Genomic DNA, 23,302 nt, shown 5'->3' on the forward strand with positions numbered 1-23,302 from the left:
TGGAGGCAGGCAAGGAACCGCGCATAGAATTCCTCAACCCAGATGGTAGTAAGGCAGCTGCGGTAAGGCTGGATGAGAAACTCGTGAACGAACTCAATAGGCTAATAAACACAGCCTTCTCCCTATTTATAATCGACTGGTTCATCGAGGACAACATCAAAAGCATCTCCAACATAATAAATGTACTCATTCCAGAGGACTACACGGAACTAAGGAACATAAGCGACTTCGTAGAGACAATCCACACAAAACTCAACGAACTAGGCATAATGAAGGAACTCGAGGACGGAGTCAGGAAGATAGAGCTAGAATGCCACGCGAACAAGCACGAAGGCAGGGACATAGTGGAAGTCATACCAGTGGGCAGATACTACCTATGCCCAGAATGCCTAAGGAGAGCCGAGAAATACGTCGACGAAACACTAAACAAATGGAACAACGTGAAAACAAAGGTACCAAACGAAACATGGCAAGCACTACAAAAAAGCATAGACTACATAAGAGAAATGATAAGCAACACACAAACATAAAGATCATAAAAGACACCACCATACCCACAGAGGTAACCCAGCCAGGTAAAGCAGTGTGCACCAGGGCTTATTCATACTCAAAACCGATGGCTAGGGTTCCATGTGGGACTTATGTGCGGTCAATATGGCAGGATTAATTGATCCACCAGCGCGTAGTGGCGATGATACGCCCTACGAAAGTTCAGCCACACACCCAAATCCCATAGCGCATAACATTACAATACAATAATTATAAAAGCCCAATATACTCTTTAGTTGACCCCGTGGAACCGGTTGGTAAGCATAAGTGGTGATTTCAAAAGAATATTGAAGGAGATCCATGATGTAGGCAAACCACACCCACAAAGAAAAACTTATAACCAATCACCAAACAAAACAAACGCCGCCGTAGCTCAGCCCAGGTAGAGCGCCCTGGGGCAAAAGCCCCGCGTAAGGCTCATAACCGGGAGGTCCCGGGTTCGAATCCCGGCGGCGGCACCAGGGTTTTGTTTTTGTTGTATCGATGCGTTTGTTTGTGGTATTCCATGAGCATGGTTATTGTGAGTGCGAGACCTACCATGTGCGGTATTGTTGGTGGTAGGATTCTTACTGCTAGGAATGTTACTAGGGCTAGTAATATCAGCAATGCCATTACTAGAGCTAGGTATAGGTACGTCAGCAATGCCGTGTATGTGGGTGCCATTGTGGTTCTCATGCGTGAATTCCCTGTTTTCTTTAATCTCTTTATTGATGCGTGTGTTGTGAGTATTGTTGCATATGCTGTTGATGCCAATGTATACTCTGTATATATTGATATGGCGATGCTTGGTTTTCCGTATATAAGCCATATGATCAGCGATGTTGTGTATGATGCGACGAAGGCTAAGGCGGAGGAGTGTAGCAAGAATGCGTCGCTTACGACCTTCCCATGGGTCACGCCCTCGTCCTCTGTGAATTTCACAATCACCGTGATTGCTGTCAACAGTACTGTTGGTGCGAGGACGCCGGTCATGTAGAGTTGTAGGGGGTTTGTACGTATGATTTTTGCTTCGTATGCGTTGAATGGTGAGGTTAGGTAGGTAATGAGCATTGGTGTGTTGATTATGGGTTTAAGCATGGTGGGTTTCGCGTTTGCCCAATAGGCAATAAATGGGCTTGTGACTATGGGTGATGCCAGGTATAGGGCTAGGTAGGTTAGGAGTACGGCAAATGGGGTTGCGATGATACCTTTTGAGTGCATTATTTATCATGGTGTCACAATTAATATAAAGTCTTTTGGTTAAGGCATGTAGTATTGGCAATCCCATGTTTGCTTAGGTTGGGTGGTGTTGGTGTTTACGTGTTGTGATTTTTGGGGGTTTGCGTTTTTAGGTGGTTAATTATTGTGGTTGTGAGCGTTACATAAATTGCGGTGTCTATTGTGATTGCCATGATTAGTGTCAGTAAGACGGTGGTAATAAAGGCAGGTGGTTCCATAATCGTCAATAGGGATAGCACGAGTATTGCCGTGAACCACGTTAGTACGAATGTTCTTGCCTCATTTACGATGTGGGTAGTGTTGGGGTCTGGTTGTGTGATTATTGCGATTATTAGTAATGCTGTGGTGATTATCACGTTGAGGATGATTAGTGCTGTGGTGAGTGCTGTGGTGTCCCCTGGTGTGTATATGCCTGAACTTCTGATTAGGGCGGAGATCAGGTCGAAGGTGATGAGTAACGCGAAGACCATTAAAACAAGGAACCAGAGCAGGTATGAGAAAACCTTGCCAAGCACTTTGCCAGCATCGCCGCCGAAGTGCCTTTCCACGCACTGTGGTGGCTTTGTACCTTGCGTAATTGCCCGTACTTTTGTCTCGCTTATGATCATCGGTAACCACCTCACCAGTTCGCTTAAGCCGAGGATCGGAAGGAGTAATAAAGCGAATACGCAAATAAATACGGCGATCCATACGACGATCCATGGGAGTACTGCAAATAATGGTGGGATTAATGATTCTCTAATGAAGAACGCACCTACCAATAAAACAATAAATAAAGCTATCGATAATGCAACGATCGCTAAAAACATCACCCTATACCGACCAATCCTCACCCACCCAGCACGCGCCAGGGAACCCCATAGGCACCTTAGAGCGCCGACCTGTTTTGTATCTTCTGATGGCATAAATTGTGCATTAATAATAGCAGTATATTTTAAATGTTGTTGACCCTCGGTATGGAGGTATTGATTAACCATGTTTCGTGCCTATCCTTTATAGTTGGGTTAAAATTTACGCATCCCAGTTTTGTTGTGTGGGGTCCTCATTAGTTAGGGATAAGTTGGCTAGTGTTGATGCTAGGGTTTATGCGATTGTTAATTGCATTGATTGTGATATTATTGATGAGTTGGGCAGGCTGGTGCGTAATAATGTTGATGTTAGGTTAGTCATCAGTAGGTCATGTAATTGTGTGAGAGGAGGTGTTGGTTGGCGTTCGGTTATTTATGTATTAGTTCCTGTGCTCATTATTGCATTGGTCCTTACCTTTTATTCGCCGTATGTAGGTGTCTTGACCGGACTTTTTGGGGTCTTAATGATATTCAGCGTTATTGGTAGGCGGACCATTAGGTCGATTAGTGGTTGGGTTAGGATTGTACCTGAGGATTCAGGTTTTTTGAAGGAGGAATTACTAATTGTAGATGATGAGGCATTTGTGGTATCAAGTACTGGTTCTGTGACCCAGGTGCCTGTTGATGATGCCATTAGATACTTCAACGACATCTGGAAAATTCTTTAATTCGAAATATCGCGTCCCTACTTAAGTTGAAATAACGATGAAATCATAACTGATCATTAAAAACATTAACTTAATACACGCCTCCTCCTTCGTCTCCTTGGTCTCATCAGCCGTCTTGCCGTGTAAAATAGTATCAATAGAGTGATAAGTAGTAGGAGGGTTGTTGTCGGTAATTGTAGGCCTCGGCTTACTTGCTCTCCCTGTTGCGTTGTCCCGCTTGCATACTCGCTATACCACTGCAGTATCACATCACGTACTTCCTCCGCAACAACCGGGTTCTCAATGATTATGCCCAACTCCCTATTGTTGTGTAAAGATTCGTAGTCCAGGTTGACGCTACCCACGTACACGTAATTCCCAACCAAAATAGCCTTAGCCGTCAAGTCAGGCACCATGACCGCGCCTAATTCACTGACGGCGTAATCATTCTCCGAGTGCTCACCAACTAGGACGACCCTGTCCGTGTGTCCCTCGATGTAGCTGTACATGTTTGAGGATGGGTATAACTCCTCAATAGCCATGTACAGGGGGTCTGGTTGGTTCAGGAGGTCGCCTAAGTACTCGGCGGAGTTTATTGGTGAGACCACGATACCTGGGTAACCTATTTGCGGTGGCGTCTCGTTGTAGTAGTCGCTGAGTATTATCTCGGCGAAGACCTTTGCTATTGTTGCGTTGTTGATGACTAGGTCGATGCCTAGGTCATGTTCGAAGCCGTAGTAGGTGGGGTTTATTGAGCCTAGTATGACTGTTTCGTTGTCGATGACAAAGACCTTGCTGTGCACGAAGTCGTACATGTAATTAAACGAAACATGAGCCCCCGCACTAACTAGCTCACCCACTGCGGAGTACTCATCCTCGGGTATGCCGCCGTACACATTGCCAGATAGGACTATGTAGACGCTGACGCCGCGTTCAGCCAAGCTGGCTAACTCATTGACTAGGGGTTGGTAGGTTAGCTCATACGCTTCGACATACACGCAGTGCTTTGCCGTACCCACCACATTGAGTATGTAGGTGGAGTTAACGGAACCAATAACCACACCAACCTGACTCGAGTTCAAAACCACAAACCAAGCCTGTGCAGTAACCGGCACCGCAAACACTGCCGAAATCACGACCAAAAACACGAGAAAGTTCGCAAACCTCATCAACAAGAAACCACGGGAGTGCACTTAACCCTAACGCATAAACAACCAATAATACCAACAACCACGAGGGAAAGCTTTTAAATTCAACAAAAACCCAAGAAAACGGGCCCGTAGCTCAGCCAGGTAGAGCGGCGGGCTCTTAACCCGTAGGTCGTGGGTTCGAATCCCACCGGGCCCGCCAACTTTGCGTTCAGTTACTCCTTATCATGCATACCTTCATGTGCACCCATGCATACCAAACCTGCTAATCAGGTTGTTCATAAATCCTATGTAGCAATATGTTTGGTCTCTTATGAATTATGAGTTTAATGCTTTCTACAATGAGTTTCCTACAATAATTAATTACTCCCAACTTACATGGGGTTGTGTGGTGGGTCGTTAACAATGGTTGAGTCACGATACTGCAACGCCCTTTTCCTACCTGCCCTGTATGCTGCGTAGGTTATGACGAGCCCGATTGTAAGGGCAATCGCTAGTAGTGCTATGAGCATCACTATTAAGTTATCCTCATCCCTAGTTAGGTTGCTAACCATGTTCGCTATTGCATCTCCCACATTCGATAGGTAGTCCCAGGTGTCGTAAAACAATGCACCAATGTTATATGCACTAACGAGACCAGCCCTCCAGTCCCTCGCGCCCACCGCCACGATGATCGACGTGGATGATGCAATAACACCCCACACGATGATTGCCGCGCCAAAAACCACGAAGTCGAAGTTTAGCAGTAAATCAACGGCCGTGTAAGAAACAACTTTAAACATTACCAACAGGGTAGACAGTACGATTGACGTCACATATGTCATAGGTACAAGCCCGCCTAAAACATAAAATAGTATACCGAGTCTCCTGCTAGCCTTGGAGGTGATGCCAGCCGCGTAACTGTTCCAGATGGATATTACCGTATCGATTATTAGTATCGCTATTGTTATTACCCATGTCCAAGGCATTCAAGAAATTTCTTAGGATTGGCTTAAAAACCCTTGGTATGGGGTGTGTCTTCTTTTTCGTGTTTTGAGCCAATTACACGGCATCGGCTGGTTATTATCGTATCGAGGCGTTAAACTCCAATAAATGCATTGCTTAGTAATGGAGTGTGTACAGAACATCTATAGCCTACCGTTAAGGAATGGGCAACTCACCTACTATTCTCCTCGCCCTTTATTACTGGAATGAGGCTGGTTGGGTGCCCGCCCCGGTGAAATACTTCCGCCGGCGTTTATCTTTATAGCTGAGTCCGTGAACCATGCATACATCTACACGAACGGTTTGTGTAGCGGTGCTGCCTCTTGTCTAAGTTCCGTTAGAAATACTCAGTGCCTGGGTTTAAACTATGATGTGGAGTATACTTAAGCCTTGGTAGTGCATCAACTGGTGCCTTAACTAATTCACCAATCACGACATATAGAGCGACCACACTTCATGGATAGGGGTCGTTAATACTCGTTGATTTATGAGGATTGATTATTGGCCATTATCATTAAGGAGTAATACTTAAAATTGAGGTATTTGATTACGTATAATTTATGAGGTTGGTGCCGGCGTTGATACATGACGCACCCTTTGCAGTGCTACTACTGGCTTGGGTTTCCTTCGTCACCTTTTACCTAGCTAAGAAGGTTTATGAGGCTGCGATTAGGGCTGGTTACCCTGAGGCCTCCGGCACATACTTTGGGCGTAAGGTTATTCACATACTTGGTGGTGGGGTTGTGGCCCTCCTACTTCCATTCATATTTAGGGAGCCAATATTACCATTGGCCATGGCTCTTTTACTAACTGTGGCCGTCTACATACCCCACCGCACAGGTAAACTGTATGTGTGGTTTCAAACCCCGGACAACATGTATGAGGTCCACTTCACCCTAGCCTGGGGGTTAATCGCCTTCATCCTATGGTTCCTGGATCCCACGTACTGGTTGGCAGCGGTGCCACTACTTTATATGTCCTTCGGTGATGGGGTTACCGGCATTGTTAGGAACATCAGGTACAGGAGGAGGGTTAAGGGGTGGGAAGGCACATTAGGCATGCTAGCCGTATGCATACCAATAGGTGCAGTACTAGGCTACGTGGGCGTATTATCGGCCGTATTAGCCACGTTAGCGGAGAAGCAACCCTTCATAGACGACAACGTGGCAGTCCCCCTAGTGGCCTCGGCAGTGTTAATTTTAGGGCACTTTTTCACCCCAGCATTAATGACTAGCCTTTATTAACCATAGCAAGCCCTATTAGGAGTTGGGTTACAGCCTAGTTAATGTGGTAAGGGATTCAGGCCGACTATCGATTAGCATCAACCAAGCAGACAATTTACTAACTAACTAAGAAATTCTTAAGGTGATGCGTTAATGCTGGGTTGTTTGTGGGGTTTTGTGTCTTCTTATTAGTAATGATGCCGCGGCTATGATGGTGATTGCGGTTATGGTTAGTATAATCACTCTCGTGTAGTTTGGTGTGTATGTTATTGTTAGTTTTGTGGGTTTGTTTATGGTTAGGGTTGCTGAGGTGATGTTCGGCTGGTACAGTACTAAACCGCCGTAGGCACTGTAGGTCGGTGCCCGTATGGTCAGTGTGATGCCTGGGCTTAGCCACGCCGTGTAATTACTGACCAACCGCCCATTTACGTAAATGGGTCTTGTGGATGTTATGGTTACCAAGTACCTCGGGCTCCAGGTTATTGCCAACGTGGTTGGGGCATTGACGGTCAATGTCTCGTTACCCACACCTGGTATGAACATTGTCCCGTTTGGGAACACGTAAACGTGGGTTGTCAATGCTATGGGGAAGCCTGGGCTTAGCCAGGCGGTGTAGTTTGTGGTTAATTCACCATTAACACCTATCGGTAGGGCGGAACTAATGGTTACCAAGTACTCTGGGTACCAATTAACGACTAGGCTTACTGGGTTGGTGACAATAATCGTCTCATTACCTACGGATGGCACAAACATTGTGCCGTTATTAAACACATAGTCATGATCAGTCAAGTCCAGTATAGACCCAGTATTAACCCAGCCTGTATAGTTTGAGGTCTCTTCATTGTTTATGTAAACCGGCAGTGGCGACGATATGGACACCAGGTACTGCTGTTGGTACACTGGCTCTACCTCGTACTCCGCAAACCACGCCTCGCTCGGTGTTATGGTTATTGAGGAGTTAGTGCTGAGTTTATTATTGACGTAGTACCCCTGGAACACGTACCTCTCGTTACTGCTCACATACACAGTACTTGGGAAGTTAATGGTCATTGGCTGGGTAATATAGCCACTAAAGGACTGGTCAGTAACTGGGTTGTAATAGCTCACGTAGGTCATGGGAAGGGCAGGAGTCGTCGGTTCACTAATCACCAAGCCAGGGGTGAATGAGCCGAGGGCTACGTTAGCGAGACCATTACTGCTCATAGAAACGGAGATGCTCGGTACCGCTCCCTCGGCGGTGTCTATCCCGAAGTTAAACAACCTGGGTAAGGGAACCCAATCACTGCCGCCCCAGTAAAGTATAGCTAGGTTGGCGCTTAGTTGGTTGAACATGGTCCACTCGCTATTGCCATAGCCCGCAAAGACCAACTCAGCATCCATTGGTAAATAGGAAGGAGCTAACTCCGTACTCACCTCGAAGTAGGCATTAACCGCTGGCGCGGACGGTATAATGCTCACATTATCGAACCACACAACACTGGGTGGCTCATAGTTGCCGTTCTGGACGATCACGTAGCCGAAGTCCACATAAGCCTCGCCGTTACTAACGTACGTCTTCATGATGAGGTAACCAGCAAGTGATAGGGAGTAACTGCTGAGTGATGTAACGTAGACATAGGCACACTCGCCACTTGATGAATGAACCGCACCATTACCCATTATTGTTTGGTTGGAGAGGATGCTCGAAGAAGCGGTATCGTTCCACACATTATCAGTCACATAGAGCTCGCTCTCATTTGTTACGAATTGTAAGACATCCTGTGCCCAGTAGTACTGCACCTGCCCATTCGCCAACTCAACAATAAGGACGACATTAAATTGGAGGGACGACCCGCTGTTCGGCACGTCGTATTGTGATCCACCGTTTGGGTTGTAGGCGCCTATTGCCGTTATGTTGAAGAAGCCCATCAACCCGCTGGTGGTTATTGGGGCTAGTGGGTAAGAGACGGCACCAATGGGCAGGTGTTTCCTCCCAAATATTGCAATGCTTGGGCATGTGGGTGAGTTGACGGGGTAATAAACAACAACGTAATCCCCGGCACTGACTGGTACCGCAAGGACCGTTCCGTATGAGACCGAGCCGTAGTAAATCGCCGAGGCAGATTGACCACTACTCCAGGTCTTGTACCCCTGCTGTGTAAACACCGCCAGGTTATACGTGCCTTGGGAAGCATCGATAACCACCACATAGCCCGTACCATTCAAGGTCGCATTCACATAACAATAGCCTGAGCTCGTTGGCGGCACCACGGCCTGTGCATGCACCACTAAGGCTAGAGACATTATTACACCCAAGCCTATTACTAACGCCCACCTCATGTTTACCACCGTTTCAATTACTTACCTCTAAATTAAAAATTACGTTTTCAATCAGTGTTGTATGCCACTACCCTGCCTAAGGTATAATTTCATAAAGCTAATATGAACAGATCTGTTAAGCCTAGCGGCGGTTACTATAGCTCAAAAGTGCAAAACGTATTACGACCCTACGTAACCACACAAGAGACTACTGGTGAGTACGTCAACGTGCAGAAGCTAATAGCTCAATAAGTAATGCAAAAAGCCACTCCCTTGCTACTCAACTCATGACCTCTGCATAATTTTAAGTACCGAGCCTATTAGCGCAAGAATAAATATGCCAATCACCACAGAGATTAACTTGCTTGTTGCTTGCTCATTTTCGGCGTTAATTCCCCAGCTTCAATTTGAATCTTTCGGCATCATTGAACATGTCCACCAGGATTAGGTTGTTGATCTTGGCGTAGTCCTCAATCGCATGCACCTGGTTCTCAACGTCCTCATCCTCCCTACTCACCCTGGCGTAACCAACGGCTAACTGCGGTTGCATAGCGAATCAAATCCAGGTGGGCCCCGTAAATAAAACAAACCCAAGGCAGCGAGTTAATGGAACTGGGTTCCTGATACAACCGAGGCACGGCTTGGGAAACGCCCCGTTCCACGTACCGTGGTTTAGAGTCTTCAGAGATTTAGGGCTTTAGAAATCAATAGTTAAAAGGGCATGTGAAAGCGGCAACCAGCATTACTGCGAATAATATGGTAAACACTATGGCTAGGATTTTCCAAGGGCTAGTGCCTCGAATTACTGCTGGCCGTAGGTGCTTCACTAGATCGAGTGTCTCGAATTACCAAAGCTTACTAAGAAGCTTACTAATGTGTATATGTTACCAACAAAGGAAGTTGGTGTTTTTGTGGTTGTTTTTGAGGTTTGTGTTATTGTCTAGTCCCATATTTTTTCTAGTTCTTCTTGGTATTTGTTCTTTAGTTCTGTGTATCGTGATTGGTCTATCCTACCGAACTCGAACTCCTCCTCAAGCCTCCTCAACTTATTCCTAACGTCCTCCTACCTCCTATACTTCTGGAGGACATTCTTAAGCAGGTCCTTTAGGGTTATTGGATTGCTCACACATTTCATCTCCACATAACCCTTATAATGACCGGGGGTACCGATTACTAAATCGCCACGATTCAACAACCTATCCATAAAGCCCTGCCTAATTGTGTAGTTGCTAATCCACTCATGCCTAACCTCATAAATCTCCCTCCTAATTATGCCATACCTAACAAAGACCCTGTAATTCGATATGAAGTACTCGGTTGATGAGACCCTAACCAAGGCCCTTATCAGGATTATGAGGTCTATGATTATGAGGAATAGGGCTATGGCAGGTCCTATGGTCAGTATAACACCGAGCAATACTGCTAGTAGGAGTATTATGAAGAAGGCAAACAAAGAACCAAGCACACACTTAGCACTCAACCTACCATACCAAATCGGCCTCTCACCCTGGACAGGCTCAAGAAAGCGCGGAAACCTAACCACAAACAATAACACATAGGGTTTAATAAGAAATTGCCAATCTAGCCACTGCCGTATCAACTGGTTGGTGTGAGCGTTGTGGTTATGTTTACGTAAACGTTTGCGCCGAATTCATTGGTAGGACCACACATTGCCACAATGATATATGACCCAGGCGATAATGTGATTAATTTACTAATAGTATAGCCCGTATAGTACGTTACACCTGGTGCTAGCGCCCATGATGTTATTAACCCCTCCTCATACTCATTGAATACATCAAGTGGGGCTACAGCAACAACAAGGCTGTCACTACTTGATACGTCAATGCTTACGGTTGCATTGTAACCCTTAGGAACAACAATCTCAAACATAGTGACATTCCCTGGATTTAGGTAATAAACCCCTGAGTATGACTCCGCACTAGCAAATGCGGTGATTAAGTTATTATAGTTTGCTTCCAGCGCTTGGTATTGGCCCTGTAGGGTTGTGTAGTTGGTTTGGAGGCTTGAGTACTGGCTTTGTAATGAGTTGTATTGCGTTTGTAGTGCTTGGTATTGGCTCTGTAGGTTGTTGTAGTTTGTCTTCAGGGTTGTGTAGTTAGACTCAAGCGTGTTGTACTGGCTCTGTAGGTTCGCATACTTAGTTTCAAGGCTTGTGTAGTTTGTGTAAGCCATAAACCAGAGTATCGCGAACACCACAGCCACAACAACCAAAACAACCAAACCAACCAGGTACGCCTTAACCGACGCCATGCAAAATAGCACTGTTTATGAGACTTTTAAGTATTACTACCCACGTTGTAGGTTCTACGCATTTTGCTGAGAGCTAATTGTTGCGCTTATGGTTAGTATTATCCTCAGTTCCATGTGCTGTGGCTCTCTAGGTGCGTAATCAACAGTAGACCCTTGGTGCGCTGCCCCAGTGAGCAGTAGTGCTCGACCAGTACTCTGAACTCGCTGGGTCGTTGTATCGAGGCATGGTGTCTAGGGACTATTAATTAGGTTTATAAGGTAGGTCATTCTTTATCCTGTGTCTAGTTCTGTGGTGACTATTGTTCTGCCTAGGAGGCTTGTTGAGGTAGTTGAGTCGATGGGTTTGGATTTGGTTGATGTCATTGTGAATGCGCTTAGTGGTAGTGTCGATCCATTGCTCACTTCGGAGGCTAGGGTTGTGCTTGCTGAGAGGTACCTTGAGGAGGCTAGGGAATACATAGCCAAGGGAGATGCTATTCAGGCGTCAGAGAAGATGTATAAGGTTGTTGAGGAGTGCATAAAGGCACTCGCCGAAACCCTAAACACACCCGAAACCCAGGAGGCAAGGAAAAACGGTAGGTGGTTCACGTGGTTGCTCGGTGAGGCTGCTAAGTCGGTTGCTGATAGGCTTGGTGAGCCTGTGGTATTGGAGGCTTGGGCTGTGGCTTATGATATTCATGTATGGGGGTTTCATGAGGCGAAGTACGGTATTGGGAGGGTTATGGTGGGTTTGAAGTACGTGGAACAGTTGCTGAACCTCACGAGGCGGGTTCTTGGTCGTGTGAAGTAATTTAACCTGCTTGCCGGGTAAATGCGCGATGTGGTGATTTGTTGTTGGTATTATTTTCTACGATTCCTAGCATAGCGTTTATAAGTGGGTTTGTCATTGTGGTTCGCGATGTTCGGTTACGTTGGGCGTATTGCCAGGGTGGATTTAACGAATGGATTTGTTAGGGTTGAGGAGGTGCCTGGTTGGTTAATTGAGTTGTTCATTGGTGGTAAGGGCTTTGTCTATGGATTATTGAGTAGGGAATTAACCCCGGGCGTTGACGCCTTTTCGCCCGGTAATAAGATTGTTATTGCCGCTGGTGCCCTGGCTGGTTTGGCTCCTGCGGCTGCTAAGACTATTGTTGGTGCTGTTAGTCCGTTGAGTGGTTTGATTCATGATACTAGTGTTGGTGAGTGGTTTTCCTACTTTCTCCGTGGTGCTGGTTTTGATGCGTTAATCATTGAGGGTGCTTCGAGGGATCCCGTTTATCTTTGGGTTCATGATGGTGTTGTTGAAGTTAGGGATGCAACCAAGGTGTGGGGTAGGTCGACGAGAGACGCTGTCAAGTTAATTAGGGAGGAGACTAATAGGGCGGCTTCGGTAATGGTCATTGGGCCCGCCGGTGAGAATAGGGTTGGTGTTGCCAACATCATGGTTGACGGTGAGAGGTCTGGTGGTAGGGGTGGTCTTGGCGCTGTCTTTGGTGCCAAGGGTCTTAAGGCTGTTGCGGTCTATGGCATACCTAGGGTTGAGGTTGCTGACAGGGATAGGTTGAGGAGCTTGTTCCTGGAGGTTTACGAGAGGTTTAGGACTGGTTATGAGGCTGCTGAGCATAGGGAGTACGGCACGAACAATGGGCTCCTGATCAGCGGTGCCATGGGTGTTTCGCCGGCGTACAATTACGGCAGACCCAAGCTTGGTGAGGATGAGGCCCAGAAACTTAGTGGCATCGCGATTAAGGATATTGAGGTTGGTTTTCCAGGTAAGCCCATAAAGATTGTTGGGTCCCTATGCCCCGTCAAGTGCTCAAGATGGGTTGGGATACCCGGTGAGGATGATTTTGTTAAGCCTGAGTATGAGAAGTGGGGCTTGTTGGGCGCTGCCGTCGGTGTCTTTGACAAGGCCCTTGTCCTTAAGGCCATGAGACTTGCTGATGATCTGGGTCTCGATGCGATTGGGGCTGGTAATGCCATTGCCTGGGCTATGGATCTCTATGAACATGGTTTGTTGAGCAGGGGTGAGGTTGGTTTTGAGCTTAGGTTTGGCAATGGTGATGCCGTGCTCAGGCTCCTTGAGGATATGGCCCATAGGCGTGGTTTTGGTGCAGTCCTCGCTGACGGTGTTGCTAATGCCGTGAAGAGGTTGGGTAAGGGTTCCGAGTTTGCTGTCCATATCAAGAATATAGCCTTACCTGCCTGGTATCCCAATGGACCTCTCAGGGGTTTAGTCATCTCCTACTTAACGGCTGATGTTGGCGCCTCTCACCTACGTGGTTGGCCTGAGATGCATTCTGAGGATACGCCGTTGAGGGATACTGTATCGTCGATGATTAACGATAGGGATCATAAGGCTGTCATGGACTCAATGGGACTCTGCGTGTTCAATCCATACAAGTGGGAGGACTTGGTTAACTTCTACGAGGCAGCCACGGGTAGGCACGTTAGTAGGGATGACTTGGCTAGGGTTAGTGTTAGGATTGACACAATAGCCAGGGTTTGGCATGTGCTCACTGGTTATGTTGATCCCTGGAGTGAGTTGCCGTACAAGATGATTCACGACCCAAATGGACCGAGGCTTGGGAGGGAGGAGGTTGTGGAGGCGCTCAGGGAATTCTATAGGTTGAGGGGTTGGGATCTGGAGACTGGGCTTCCGTCTGTTGAGTATCTGAGGGGTTTGGGGCTTGATTGGTTGGTGCCGTTGAGGAATAAGGCCGCTGAGTATCTCGGGCAGGGTAAGGCTTAATTTTGTGTTTTGTACCCTGGGCATATGCTAAGTCCTCTCTATGATTTATTGCTTGGGATGGCCTTTGGTTTCCTCCTTGCCGTTCCCCCTGGTCCCATGAATGCCCTCATTGCTGCCGAGTCTACGCGTTCTCCGTTACATGGTACTAGTACGGGTCTTGGTGCAATGTCTGCCGATGCCATCTTCATGGTTCTTACGTACTATTTCTCGAGGATTCTCGGTTACTATGCTCATTACCTTTACATAGTGGGTTTCTTCGTGATGGCTTATCTTGCGGTGTCAATATTGAGATCCACGTTTTCGCCCAGGAGAGTTGTTGGTGATAGGTCTCCCTTGCTTAGTTATTTTATGGGTATTTCCATGGGCTTATCTAATCCGTACCAGGTGTTTTGGTGGTTGACGGCTGGTTTGTCGTTTATGAATATATTTGGTATACTTAGTGTTGTTGGTTTGTTTCTGGCGATCCTAATATGGGTTGTGGTGTTTCCGCTTGCTGTGCACTTTGGTAAGGTTTATGGTGGTTCCAGGGTTGATTTCGTCATTAAGCTCATCTCCGCTCTCGGTATTCTTGCCTTTGCTGTGTATATACTGACTAGGGCCTTGACGTTTTTCATGTAGAGGTAAGTTTATAAAGTTGAATTTGTGAAATAGAATGTGGATCTAGACGAGATTGCACTATCGGTGATGGGACCATTAATACTTAGGCTGAGGGGAACCAAGATTTACGAGAAGCTCATGAAGAATCTCCAGGCTTCGTTGTCGTTCACAAGCCCTGAACGTTATTTGGCCAGGACCCTATTCATATCAGTTATAATGTTAGCTGTGGCGGCGCCGCTGGGTGTTGTGTTAATTATGCTTAATCTAAACAATACCCTGATTCTATTAAAAATGAGGCTTCTATTCACGACCCAGTATGGGATTAGGGATCTGGTGCTTATGGGTATTGGTGCTATTCTCATTTTCCTGCCGTTCATTGTCTATGAAATGATGATCAGTCTACCGAGGATAACGTCAAGCGACTTGGCGTTTAAGGTTGATACGGAGTTGCCGTTCTTCGTGGCCTACGTATCAGCCATAACAAACTCTGGTTTATCCGTCTTTAGGGCTGTGGAGAGGATTGCTGAGGCCAAGATCCTGGAGGTTATGGGTAGGGTTGCTAGGTGGGCTTATATTAGGTTTAGGGTTTTTGGTGAGGATCCGTTGACGGCTTTATCCAATGTTTCGTCAGCCCTCGAGAGCAGGATGCTTAGGGAGTTCATTAGTGGCTACATAACCACGGTTAGGACGGGTGGTGATGTGGTTCATTACATAAATACTAGGCTTCATGACATTGTTAGTAACGCCATCGAGCGTATGAATAGGGCTGCTGAGTTCCTGGGAATGCTCATGGAGAGTTACATAGGTTCCGCCGCAATATTATTGATTGGGCTTGACGTGCTTTACCTAGCCCAGGCAGTGACTCCCTTTGGTAATAGGTATGCGGCGTTTATGCAGGCTATCAATTCGAACTACCTATTTGGTTTATTTATCGTCCCAGCAATATCCATCGCCTTCATATACCTCGGTGAGGTTTCAACCTTTAGGTCGCCATACACTGATTATAGGCCGTATAAATGGGCTGGTGTGTCCCTTGGTGCTACTGCCGTTCTTGGTTTTCTTGAGTATGACCTGTTGTTTCATAGGGATTTGAGTAATAGGATCTATATTCACGGTATACCGATACCCCTCGATTACACCATCGTCTTTGGGTTAACCCTAGCCCTCTCCTTCGTACCCACGGCTATCTACTCCATGAAGATTGTTAGGGAGAGGTGGGAGATTGATAGGGAGTATGCCGAGTTCCTGAGGGACGTGACTGAGTTGAGGAAGAGTGGGTTCACGCCTGAGAAGACTTTCGAGACACTTAGGTATACGAGGAGGTATGGTGCCTTTGATCAATTGCTTGATAGGATGGTTAAGCAGATTAGGTATGGTGTACCAATTAGGGAGGTGCTCTCTTCAATAATGCCGAAACTACACAGCTATTACTCCAGGGTCTTCACGTTCCTACTCACAGAAACAATAGACCTGGGCGGCGCCTCACCACAGGTTTTGGATATGCTCGCCAACTTCGCGTCATCGATTGTTAGTGTTCAGGAGAATATGAGGTCTAGGCTTAGACCGTTGAGGTATGTGCCCTACATAGGTGCCGTTATATTGATCGTGACTCTCGTCGTCTTGATATTCTCGGTGGTCGCCATAGTGACTAGGATCGGTCCTGGCGGTATTGCCTCAGGTCCATCATCAAGTCCATTGGTTAATTTGCTTGCTACGTCCTTCTCGTTCACGATAACAATCGACTCCTTCATTATGGGGTTGATAGCTGGTAAGTTGGGTGAGGGTGAGCTGTCCCTTGGGTTTAGGCATGCTGTTGTTCTCACACTGATGGTTGTGATTGTTTATGCAATGTCTCCATTCCTCGCCAACGCCTTGTTTGGCTCCATGTCTGGGCTATCCACGAATGTGCCGTATTAGGGTGGTGCTGTCTCCATTAAATAGTCTATGTACTTAAAAATCGCGTCTAGTGCCGGTGATTCATAAAATGATAGCTTCAGGCTCTCTATCTCGAGGGCTTGCCTAACTATTGGGAATAACTCGTCGTATGGTATGACGTGGGGTTCGACACCAACCATATCCTTCACTAACCTAGTCCATGGAAGATTACTCAGTGCATCCATTGGGTATTTGATGTTTAGCATGTTTAGTATCGGCCTCAATAATTTATTGCTGACCTTCATTTCCTGCATTAGGTTGGCGACGTTGCCAACAGCCCTTAGGCTACTGTGGTCTGGTATTGAGACTAGAATAACGTTATCGCTGGCTTCCAGCAATGTAGTTAATGTATCATAGGATAGACCGAGGGCAGGTGAGTCCATAATTACATACAGTGGGGATACGGCACTTACGGCATTTATTAATCCCCTGAGTAAATATCTATCAATTCTTACCTGACTTGGGTATTGGCCTAAGGATGCTGTGAATACTAACTTAAATGTTTCGTCACCAACCTGCCATGTCTTAACGTAGAGTGTCGATAGTGGATCCGGTATCCTACCCATGAGATAATCAGTCAGTGTGTACGGTAGTCTCGTCTCAACATCGCCAAGTAGCAGCATTGTTGCTGTGCCGCTATCTATGCCGAGGTCTAGGAGTACCACTGGGTATTGTGTCTTGTTCCTTAGTTCATAGGCGAGTACCACGGCTATGTTTATTGCTATTGTTGTTTTGCCCGTGCCACCCTTCGTCCCACTCGTTATTAATATAGTCCTCACGAAACCACCAACCCTACCTATTACGTACTTAAATCATTTAAATAAGAATTACTGTGAATAATGACGGTCAACCTCTCCTTGGTTTCCTAAGGGGTCTTTTCTTTATATCCTCGGGACCTGGTTTATTGCTCTCCATCTCGAGTTTGATTATTAAGTTCTCAATGTCCCTATTGATCATTAGAATCCCTAGGATGTTCAGGAGAAAGCCTATTATGAAGAGTGATGATGATAACAACACGTTATCGATGATTGCCAATACAATAAACCCAATTACCATAAATACGAGACCAATTATGGCTATTAATATGCTCGTCCTCATACAAATTAGCTAACCAACCTGGGTATTTATACTTAGTGATGACGAACAATCAATTCCGCACCAGGCATGATTTACCATCAAGATCCTCGTTACAAAACATAACCTAAAGGAATGCGTCCAATCCACCACCGGTTAACCGCCTAATTGTTGACCAACTACGGCGAACTATTGGTGGTAAGTCACCATGCTCCCTAACCCAATTCCTTAGGAAGCCTATTGTCCTGGGATCACTGGGATAACCACTGCCGAAGTCACCATACTCCCTATGTAACTCCTCAATTATTGAGTCCCTGGTCACCTTGGCAATTATGCTTGCCGCTGAAACTATTGGAATCAACTTATCCGCCTTATTCATTGAGATAACCTCAACACTGCCAACAGACCTCCTGATCAAATCTCCATACCTTTTCGCATTCGGGTCTGGTGAGTCAATGTAGACCCTGACTAGGTTTACAATCCTTAACGCCCTACCTATTAGTTTGACCGCAACCTCGGCCTCAAGCTTATTTAGTGCGTTTAAATAAACATACCTATCGATTGTTTCGGGCTCTATGACCTCATAATCCATGTACGTTAGGATTGACCTAAGCACATTCAATAACCTAGACCTACCCTGTGGGCTTAACTCCTTAGAATCCCTAACACCGACATTCTTTAGTTTGTCCATGTCGTCTATCACGGCTATTGCCATGACCATGGGTCCAATCACGGGTCCACGACCAGCCTCATCGATGCCTCCTACGAATACCCTCATCGATTACCTGCTTAATAAGCGCCTTAAATTCCTCACACTCAATGTGGACCCCACCATATATGGCAATTTCGTAGTAATTAATTAACTTGTTAACAAGCCGTCTCTCCGGAGATGGCGGTTGATCCGCCGTCTCCTTCTCGACGGTCTCCCCGAGCCCCCTCACCGCAGTGGCTCCCCAACGGTCGCCCGCGGTTCACAGCCCTACGGTTCTCGGAAACCCAGGGGTACAGTTAAGGTGCTGGGATTGGGATTATAAGCCTGACGTCTCATCACCAATAGTAATAAACCCCACGAATAATCATGAAAACCGAAATAGCCCAGCTTATGAGTGAGTCTTATGAATGAATCATTGATGCACACCCTGCCCTCACTACGTCCAGTACCAATGAGGGGTAGGATTATGGATAAGGTTATTAATGAAAACGACGTTATTAACGAAATCATAACAACCAGGTACCTTAGTGATACATTGTTAACCACAACCTTACTTTTTGCGGTCAATGAATTAACCGAGCCACCCATACCTGTTGCCGTCGTATTAGCAGTGGTCTGAGATGAGGATGCTCGTAACGGCATTATCGGTACTCGACCTTCGCGGTACGTATGGCCACCCACAATGATGTTCTCGAATCCGCCATACTCGGTATTGTTGTATGTGACTGCTGTGGTTACGTTGCCTTTACTTATGGTTGTGTTTAATAATGTTAATGAGTATATGCTTATTGTACCATTTGCATAGAGTACGCCATCAATTAGGAAATAACCATTACCCAGTACGCCAATTCCTGCGAATATGTAGTATTGTTGATTAACGGGCTTGTTTGGTGAAATTATGATTATCACACCATGGCTTGTGGATGTACCATTAATGATGGATATGCTGATAATGGGCCAATTAATTACTTCATAAAAGCCCATGTAGTTCGTGGCCGCAGTAGCATCTGCAATCATTGTTAGGACTAGGATAAGTAGGGTTAGTATCAGTGTAAATGGTTTATTAACTCCCATTTCCATAACTACTTAATGAACTTACTAATAATGCTTTTGCTATTGAATATTTTAATTGGCGAACCACAAACGAGCCCATCAACAATAGTAATGAATGCGTCACTAACCTATGTCGGTAGTGCCTATTCTCTGGTCGTTTATGGGGTGTCTTATGCCAATTCATCGGGTTATATTATCGTTCCCCAGGGGGTTTATGAGGGTAGGTTCGCGGGGCTCCTTAGATTGGGTAATTTCGTCTATGTTGGGGTTTACCAGGGCTTAATTACGAAGTCAAACTTCATAGGCTCCTTCACGCCAATCATTAGTTATGAAGCCGTCGGCGTACCTACGGAGCTTCTGTTGGGCAATTACACGAATTTTATGGCTGTTGTTCAATCAAGGATACCTGTGGTGTTTAGATACCTAGTATTTAATGAGTATGGTAATGGTACCATGATAAATACGCTGCCATTAATTACAGTCAATGAATCAACGAGTTTGACAATACCCCTTAGTGGTGGTTATGATTGCAGTAGCTATGTTGTGAATGCCACGTTTTTCACACCGACTCAGATAGTGCCAATACCTGTGGTGATCAATCAAGAACCACCAATAACATACTTCACGAGTAACGTGACCATAGTAAAAACATCACCAACCACTGAATTAATGCTGCTTGAACCTGGCGATATAGTCATTGCAGAGACACCCATAACATCGGCAAGCTACATCATGTATGTGTGCCGTAAACTAGACGAGGCGTTTGAGGGTTATAACCTCATATATGCAATGGTATATTTGGGGCCCATCAATATTAATATAACAGAAAGCTCTATTGCGCATTTACCTGGTGCCATTAATAACAATGAATTACGCGCAATTAATGAAGTCTTTCAGAAATTAGTGGGTGGTGGGTATAGGCTTGTTAATTATTCTGCAGGGCCTGAAAATCTATTACGAAGTGGTAAAGGTTCGATCATGGATTTTGTCACGGTCGCAATGTATGTATTGAGGGTTTATGGCATACCTGCCAGGGCTGCTTTTGGTTTTTACGGTGTGTACTACAATGGTCAATACATCTTCAGCTCATCAACTGGTTTACTATGGGATGAAGCCTATACTAATGGTGGGTGGGTTATGTTCCTGCCAACACCATCTTATGGTAGTTCCATGCTGGGCTTCGGATACGGCAATGTGTTATATTCAGTAATTGTTGGCTTAATCCTCGTTCTACCCTGGGTTATTGGTTATTTAATATTTGTGATCATTAGCCATGTAAGGATGAGATGAGTTTAAAAACGCCTAGGTCTTGGCATTACTAGGGAAGTATTAATGGATTTAGATTATGTAAAAAATGCTGTTGATTCTGTCGTTAGGGAGGTTTCCAAGGCAGTAATTGGGTATGACCTCGAGGTTAGGTTGTTGTTTGGTTGTTTGTTGGTTGGTGGTCATGTTCTTGTTGAGGGTTTTCCCGGCCTTGCTAAGACTAGCCTTGCCAAGGCCTTTGCTAGGACTCTTGGCCTATCCTTCTCTAGGGTTCAGTTTACGCCTGATTTGTTGCCGAGTGATATTACTGGTTCGTTAATCTTTAATCCTAGGGTTGGTGATTTTGAGGTTAGGCTTGGCCCAATCTTTGCGAATATCGTACTTGCCGATGAGATTAATAGGGCTCCTCCAAAGGTTCAGTCAGCACTCCTAGAGGCGATGCAGGAGGGCCAGGTGACAATAGCCGGCAAACCACACGAACTACCAAAACCATTCATGGTAATAGCAACACAAAACCCAATAGAACTAGAGGGAACATACCCACTACCAGAAGCACAACTAGACAGATTCACAGTGAGGATTAGACTTAGTTACCCAAGTGAAGATGTTGAGTTTCGCATAGCTAGTGATATAGAACTTGGTAATGTGAATTTAGTGAACACGGTGTTGAGTAGGGATGATATTGTGAAAATGCAATCGTTAGTGAAATCCGTCAGGGTGGATGATTCCATAACCAGATACATTGTTAGACTTGTGAGGGGTACTAGGAGCATGCGCGATGTTAAGATTGGCGCTAGCCCAAGGGCTGCCCAAACATTGGGTAAGCTCGTTAGAGCCTGGGCATTGATCAATGGTAGGAACTACGTAATTCCCGACGACGTAAAGCAGCTAGCCCCATACGTACTAAATCACAGGATCATAACCGTTGGTACAGACCCTAACATTGTGATTAGGCAGTTGATACAGCAAACACCCACACCATTAATGGAGAACGTAATTCGTAGAACATGACGAGACATAACTCCGTGCAAACTCTGGGCCATGATTTGCCTAAATTAGGCGATTCTTATCAAGATTATGACGCAGCATCTAGACCCATTAGTAAACGGAGAAATACTATATACATAATACCAAGCAATAAGTTATTAGCCCTATACATGTTGTTATCCGGCATCACATACATAGGGCTTATTACAAACAACGTATTCGGTACATATCTCGGATTAATATTGTTTATAGTATTTACATCGTATGTATTAACATGGTACTTACTGACAAGTCTTACGCTTCTTTTCTCGGAGATAGTCTTCGAGAGCAGTCGAATTGAGGTTACGATTGATACATCGACATCATTAAATGTTAGGGTTGTATCTAGGATCCCGATAAAGCTAGGTATTTCATTATCATTAATACACTCGCCGCATATAACATCTAGCGAGGAGAGGGTGACTATAAATGGTGATTACCATACTATGAATCTGCTTGGTAGGTGGATTGGTGATGTAGGTATAATTGGCGGTATCGTAAGTATTGAAGATAGAATGGGGCTTATGCGCATTCAAGGTTTAATAATTAGTGATGAAACCCACGTCATTGTAAGACCTGCTAGGGTTTATAGAGAATACGGTAGATTCGGCTTGGTGGGTTATGGTGAAGTCGGTACATCATTGGAGGGTAGGTTGGGTGATCTAAAGTCCCTGGTTGAGTATGATTATGAAAGACCGGCATCAACAATTCATTGGCTAACGAGTGCTAGGGTTAACGATTTGATCATGATTAGTAGAAGTGAGTATGGATCATGCCCTGCGGTGATCATGGATTCATCATCCAAGGTGCTAATACCTAAAGATGGAAAGAGACCTATTGATGATTTTCTCCAAATAATCAGTGACATAGCCCAACACTGTCCTGAGGTTAAGGTAGTACTCATTAGTAGGGATCATGTGGAGCAGAGGTTCGTTGCTTGGGATTCAATTCCCAATCTTGAGCATTATGTGAGGGTTAGAGTCGTTAGTAATAACATGGATAATGCCATGATCAACGTGCCGAAACACCTCCAGAGGTATTTAGGCATTAATGAATTGCTCGAGATAGCGTATGTAGGGAGGGAATTAAATGATGAGGCAACGGATATTGAAATTGAAAGAGCGCACTCAATCATAGGAGGCACTAAACAAATCGTGCTATTACGCATATCCCCTAACAGGGGTGATGTACCACATGAGAGTGAGTAATTATGTAGCATACATCTCAGTAAGTCTCATATGGCTAATTACCGAGCTATCTCTTGCACAATATATACAGTACTCCGGCATAATCATTCTCGGTACCCTCATTAACATAATATCCATAATCCTCGTGTCCTATAGACCCACGTATCATAAGTACTTATTCATCGTAAACACCGCTCTACTGACATACGTGGGGTTTACTATACCGAATTACCTAGCCACAATATACTCCATAATAATGTCCGTGAGCATTGTGATATACCTAGTATTAATAGATTTGATCGAATTATCATTTTTACTAATTTCCTTACCAATAATTTACGTTTCATATGTTGCCGAGAGGCTTCTAGAGAGGTCGTTGATTGTTAATAAATTGATGACCCTAATAGGTCCTATTGGAGTGAACGCCCGTTTATTTGCACTTATTCTTTCATGGTACCTGTCATTATTCATAATTTCAATAATCGCAATACTACTTGCATTATTATTAACCAGGAGATTTAGTAAGTAGTAT

General features: G+C 45.3%; 23 protein-coding genes, 2 tRNA genes and 1 pseudogene. 14 read left to right on the plus strand and 12 right to left on the minus strand.

Going from position 1 to position 23,302, the window contains the following annotated elements; all coding sequences use genetic code 11:
• The 3 genes and pseudogenes from B7L70_RS13180 to B7L70_RS13690 all read left to right on the plus strand — a co-directional run.
• Positions 1-530: pseudogene (locus B7L70_RS13180) on the plus strand (hypothetical protein); the annotation flags it as partial.
• Between the two features lie 381 nt (positions 531-911).
• Positions 912-1,010 (plus strand) — tRNA-Met (locus B7L70_RS02310).
• A gap of 44 nt (positions 1,011-1,054) precedes the next feature.
• On the plus strand, positions 1,055-1,525 hold the full coding sequence (locus B7L70_RS13690; protein WP_081226290.1) for a hypothetical protein: 471 nt from the start codon (positions 1,055-1,057) through the stop codon (positions 1,523-1,525).
• A gap of 319 nt (positions 1,526-1,844) precedes the next feature.
• Here B7L70_RS13690 and B7L70_RS02320 read toward each other — a convergent pair whose 3' ends face one another.
• Entirely contained in the window at positions 1,845-2,600 is a 756-nt protein-coding gene (locus tag B7L70_RS02320; RefSeq protein ID WP_143701503.1) for a hypothetical protein, read from the minus strand.
• A 200-nt stretch (positions 2,601-2,800) separates the two neighbouring features.
• On the opposite strand from B7L70_RS02320, the gene B7L70_RS02325 reads away from it, so the two are divergent.
• Positions 2,801-3,283, plus strand: coding sequence for a hypothetical protein (locus B7L70_RS02325; protein WP_081226292.1), 483 nt, complete (start codon positions 2,801-2,803; stop codon positions 3,281-3,283).
• A 65-nt stretch (positions 3,284-3,348) separates the two neighbouring features.
• Here B7L70_RS02325 and B7L70_RS02330 read toward each other — a convergent pair whose 3' ends face one another.
• Positions 3,349-4,431, minus strand: a complete 1,083-nt coding sequence (locus B7L70_RS02330; RefSeq protein WP_081226338.1) for a phosphatidylserine/phosphatidylglycerophosphate/cardiolipin synthase family protein — start codon at positions 4,429-4,431, stop codon at positions 3,349-3,351.
• A gap of 104 nt (positions 4,432-4,535) precedes the next feature.
• Here B7L70_RS02330 and B7L70_RS02335 point away from each other — a divergent pair.
• Positions 4,536-4,612, plus strand: a tRNA-Lys gene (locus B7L70_RS02335).
• Positions 4,613-4,784: 172 nt separating this feature from the next.
• Here B7L70_RS02335 and B7L70_RS02340 read toward each other — a convergent pair.
• On the minus strand, positions 4,785-5,378 hold the full coding sequence (locus B7L70_RS02340) for a hypothetical protein (RefSeq protein WP_081226293.1): 594 nt from the start codon (positions 5,376-5,378) through the stop codon (positions 4,785-4,787).
• 576 nt (positions 5,379-5,954) lie between these two features.
• On the opposite strand from B7L70_RS02340, the gene B7L70_RS02345 reads away from it, so the two are divergent.
• Positions 5,955-6,638, plus strand: coding sequence for a dolichol kinase (locus B7L70_RS02345; protein WP_081226294.1), 684 nt, complete (start codon positions 5,955-5,957; stop codon positions 6,636-6,638).
• A gap of 129 nt (positions 6,639-6,767) precedes the next feature.
• Here the strand turns inward: B7L70_RS02345 and B7L70_RS02350 are convergent, their stop codons facing one another.
• The 4 genes from B7L70_RS02350 to B7L70_RS02365 form a co-directional block, all read right to left on the minus strand.
• Positions 6,768-8,936, minus strand: a complete 2,169-nt coding sequence (locus B7L70_RS02350; RefSeq protein ID WP_143701504.1) for a thermopsin family protease — start codon at positions 8,934-8,936, stop codon at positions 6,768-6,770.
• A gap of 367 nt (positions 8,937-9,303) precedes the next feature.
• A complete protein-coding gene (locus B7L70_RS02355) occupies positions 9,304-9,465 on the minus strand; it encodes a recombinase family protein (RefSeq protein ID WP_081226296.1) in 162 nt (53 codons plus the stop codon).
• Between the two features lie 513 nt (positions 9,466-9,978).
• A complete protein-coding gene (locus tag B7L70_RS02360; RefSeq protein WP_162009075.1) occupies positions 9,979-10,458 on the minus strand; it encodes a PH domain-containing protein in 480 nt (159 codons plus the stop codon).
• A gap of 53 nt (positions 10,459-10,511) precedes the next feature.
• Entirely contained in the window at positions 10,512-11,189 is a 678-nt protein-coding gene (locus B7L70_RS02365) for a hypothetical protein (protein WP_081226298.1), read from the minus strand.
• 277 nt (positions 11,190-11,466) lie between these two features.
• Between B7L70_RS02365 and B7L70_RS02370 the strand changes: the two genes are divergently transcribed.
• The 4 genes from B7L70_RS02370 to B7L70_RS02385 all read left to right on the plus strand — a co-directional run bounded on the left by B7L70_RS02370 (position 11,467) and on the right by B7L70_RS02385 (position 16,434).
• On the plus strand, positions 11,467-11,979 hold the full coding sequence (locus tag B7L70_RS02370; RefSeq protein WP_238376050.1) for a PaREP1 family protein: 513 nt from the start codon (positions 11,467-11,469) through the stop codon (positions 11,977-11,979).
• Positions 11,980-12,087: 108 nt separating this feature from the next.
• Positions 12,088-13,920: an aldehyde ferredoxin oxidoreductase family protein gene (locus tag B7L70_RS02375; protein WP_081226299.1), complete on the plus strand. Its 1,833-nt coding sequence runs from the start codon at positions 12,088-12,090 to the stop codon at positions 13,918-13,920.
• A 24-nt stretch (positions 13,921-13,944) separates the two neighbouring features.
• Positions 13,945-14,538, plus strand: a complete 594-nt coding sequence (locus B7L70_RS02380; RefSeq protein ID WP_081226300.1) for a LysE family translocator — start codon at positions 13,945-13,947, stop codon at positions 14,536-14,538.
• Positions 14,539-14,574: 36 nt separating this feature from the next.
• Positions 14,575-16,434 carry a type II secretion system F family protein gene (locus B7L70_RS02385; protein WP_081226301.1) on the plus strand — a complete coding sequence of 620 codons (1,860 nt, stop codon included), beginning with the start codon at positions 14,575-14,577 and terminating at the stop codon, positions 16,432-16,434.
• Here B7L70_RS02385 and B7L70_RS02390 read toward each other — a convergent pair.
• The 5 genes from B7L70_RS02390 to B7L70_RS02405 all read right to left on the minus strand — a co-directional run bounded on the left by B7L70_RS02390 (position 16,431) and on the right by B7L70_RS02405 (position 19,312).
• Entirely contained in the window at positions 16,431-17,231 is an 801-nt protein-coding gene (locus B7L70_RS02390) for an AAA family ATPase (protein WP_081226302.1), read from the minus strand. The genes B7L70_RS02385 and B7L70_RS02390 overlap by 4 nt on opposite strands.
• Before the next feature lie 67 nt (positions 17,232-17,298).
• On the minus strand, positions 17,299-17,550 hold the full coding sequence (locus B7L70_RS02395) for a hypothetical protein (RefSeq protein ID WP_081226303.1): 252 nt from the start codon (positions 17,548-17,550) through the stop codon (positions 17,299-17,301).
• A 103-nt stretch (positions 17,551-17,653) separates the two neighbouring features.
• Positions 17,654-18,304: a ribonuclease HII gene (rnhB, locus tag B7L70_RS02400; protein ID WP_081226304.1), complete on the minus strand. Its 651-nt coding sequence runs from the start codon at positions 18,302-18,304 to the stop codon at positions 17,654-17,656.
• Positions 18,276-18,467 carry a hypothetical protein gene (locus tag B7L70_RS12955; RefSeq protein WP_081226305.1) on the minus strand — a complete coding sequence of 64 codons (192 nt, stop codon included), beginning with the start codon at positions 18,465-18,467 and terminating at the stop codon, positions 18,276-18,278. Before B7L70_RS12955 ends, rnhB begins: the two co-directional genes overlap by 29 nt.
• Positions 18,468-18,505: 38 nt before the next feature.
• Positions 18,506-19,312 (minus strand): hypothetical protein, encoded by an 807-nt coding sequence (locus B7L70_RS02405; RefSeq protein WP_081226306.1) that lies wholly within the window; start codon positions 19,310-19,312, stop codon positions 18,506-18,508.
• Positions 19,313-19,327: 15 nt separating this feature from the next.
• Here B7L70_RS02405 and B7L70_RS02410 point away from each other — a divergent pair, with 15 nt between their 5' ends.
• Genes B7L70_RS02410 through B7L70_RS02425 form a run of 4 tightly spaced genes read left to right on the plus strand, consistent with a single transcriptional unit; the run spans position 19,328 to position 23,299 of the window.
• A complete protein-coding gene (locus tag B7L70_RS02410; RefSeq protein ID WP_081226307.1) occupies positions 19,328-20,581 on the plus strand; it encodes a transglutaminase domain-containing protein in 1,254 nt (417 codons plus the stop codon).
• A 42-nt stretch (positions 20,582-20,623) separates the two neighbouring features.
• Positions 20,624-21,568, plus strand: a complete 945-nt coding sequence (locus B7L70_RS02415; RefSeq protein ID WP_081226308.1) for a MoxR family ATPase — start codon at positions 20,624-20,626, stop codon at positions 21,566-21,568.
• Positions 21,565-22,791: a DUF58 domain-containing protein gene (locus B7L70_RS02420; RefSeq protein ID WP_238376051.1), complete on the plus strand. Its 1,227-nt coding sequence runs from the start codon at positions 21,565-21,567 to the stop codon at positions 22,789-22,791. Before B7L70_RS02415 ends, B7L70_RS02420 begins: the two co-directional genes overlap by 4 nt.
• A complete protein-coding gene (locus B7L70_RS02425; RefSeq protein WP_143701505.1) occupies positions 22,778-23,299 on the plus strand; it encodes a hypothetical protein in 522 nt (173 codons plus the stop codon). The genes B7L70_RS02420 and B7L70_RS02425 overlap by 14 nt, the downstream gene beginning before the upstream one ends.
• Positions 23,300-23,302 lie beyond the last annotated feature (3 nt).

The organism is Vulcanisaeta sp. EB80 (assembly GCF_002078205.2).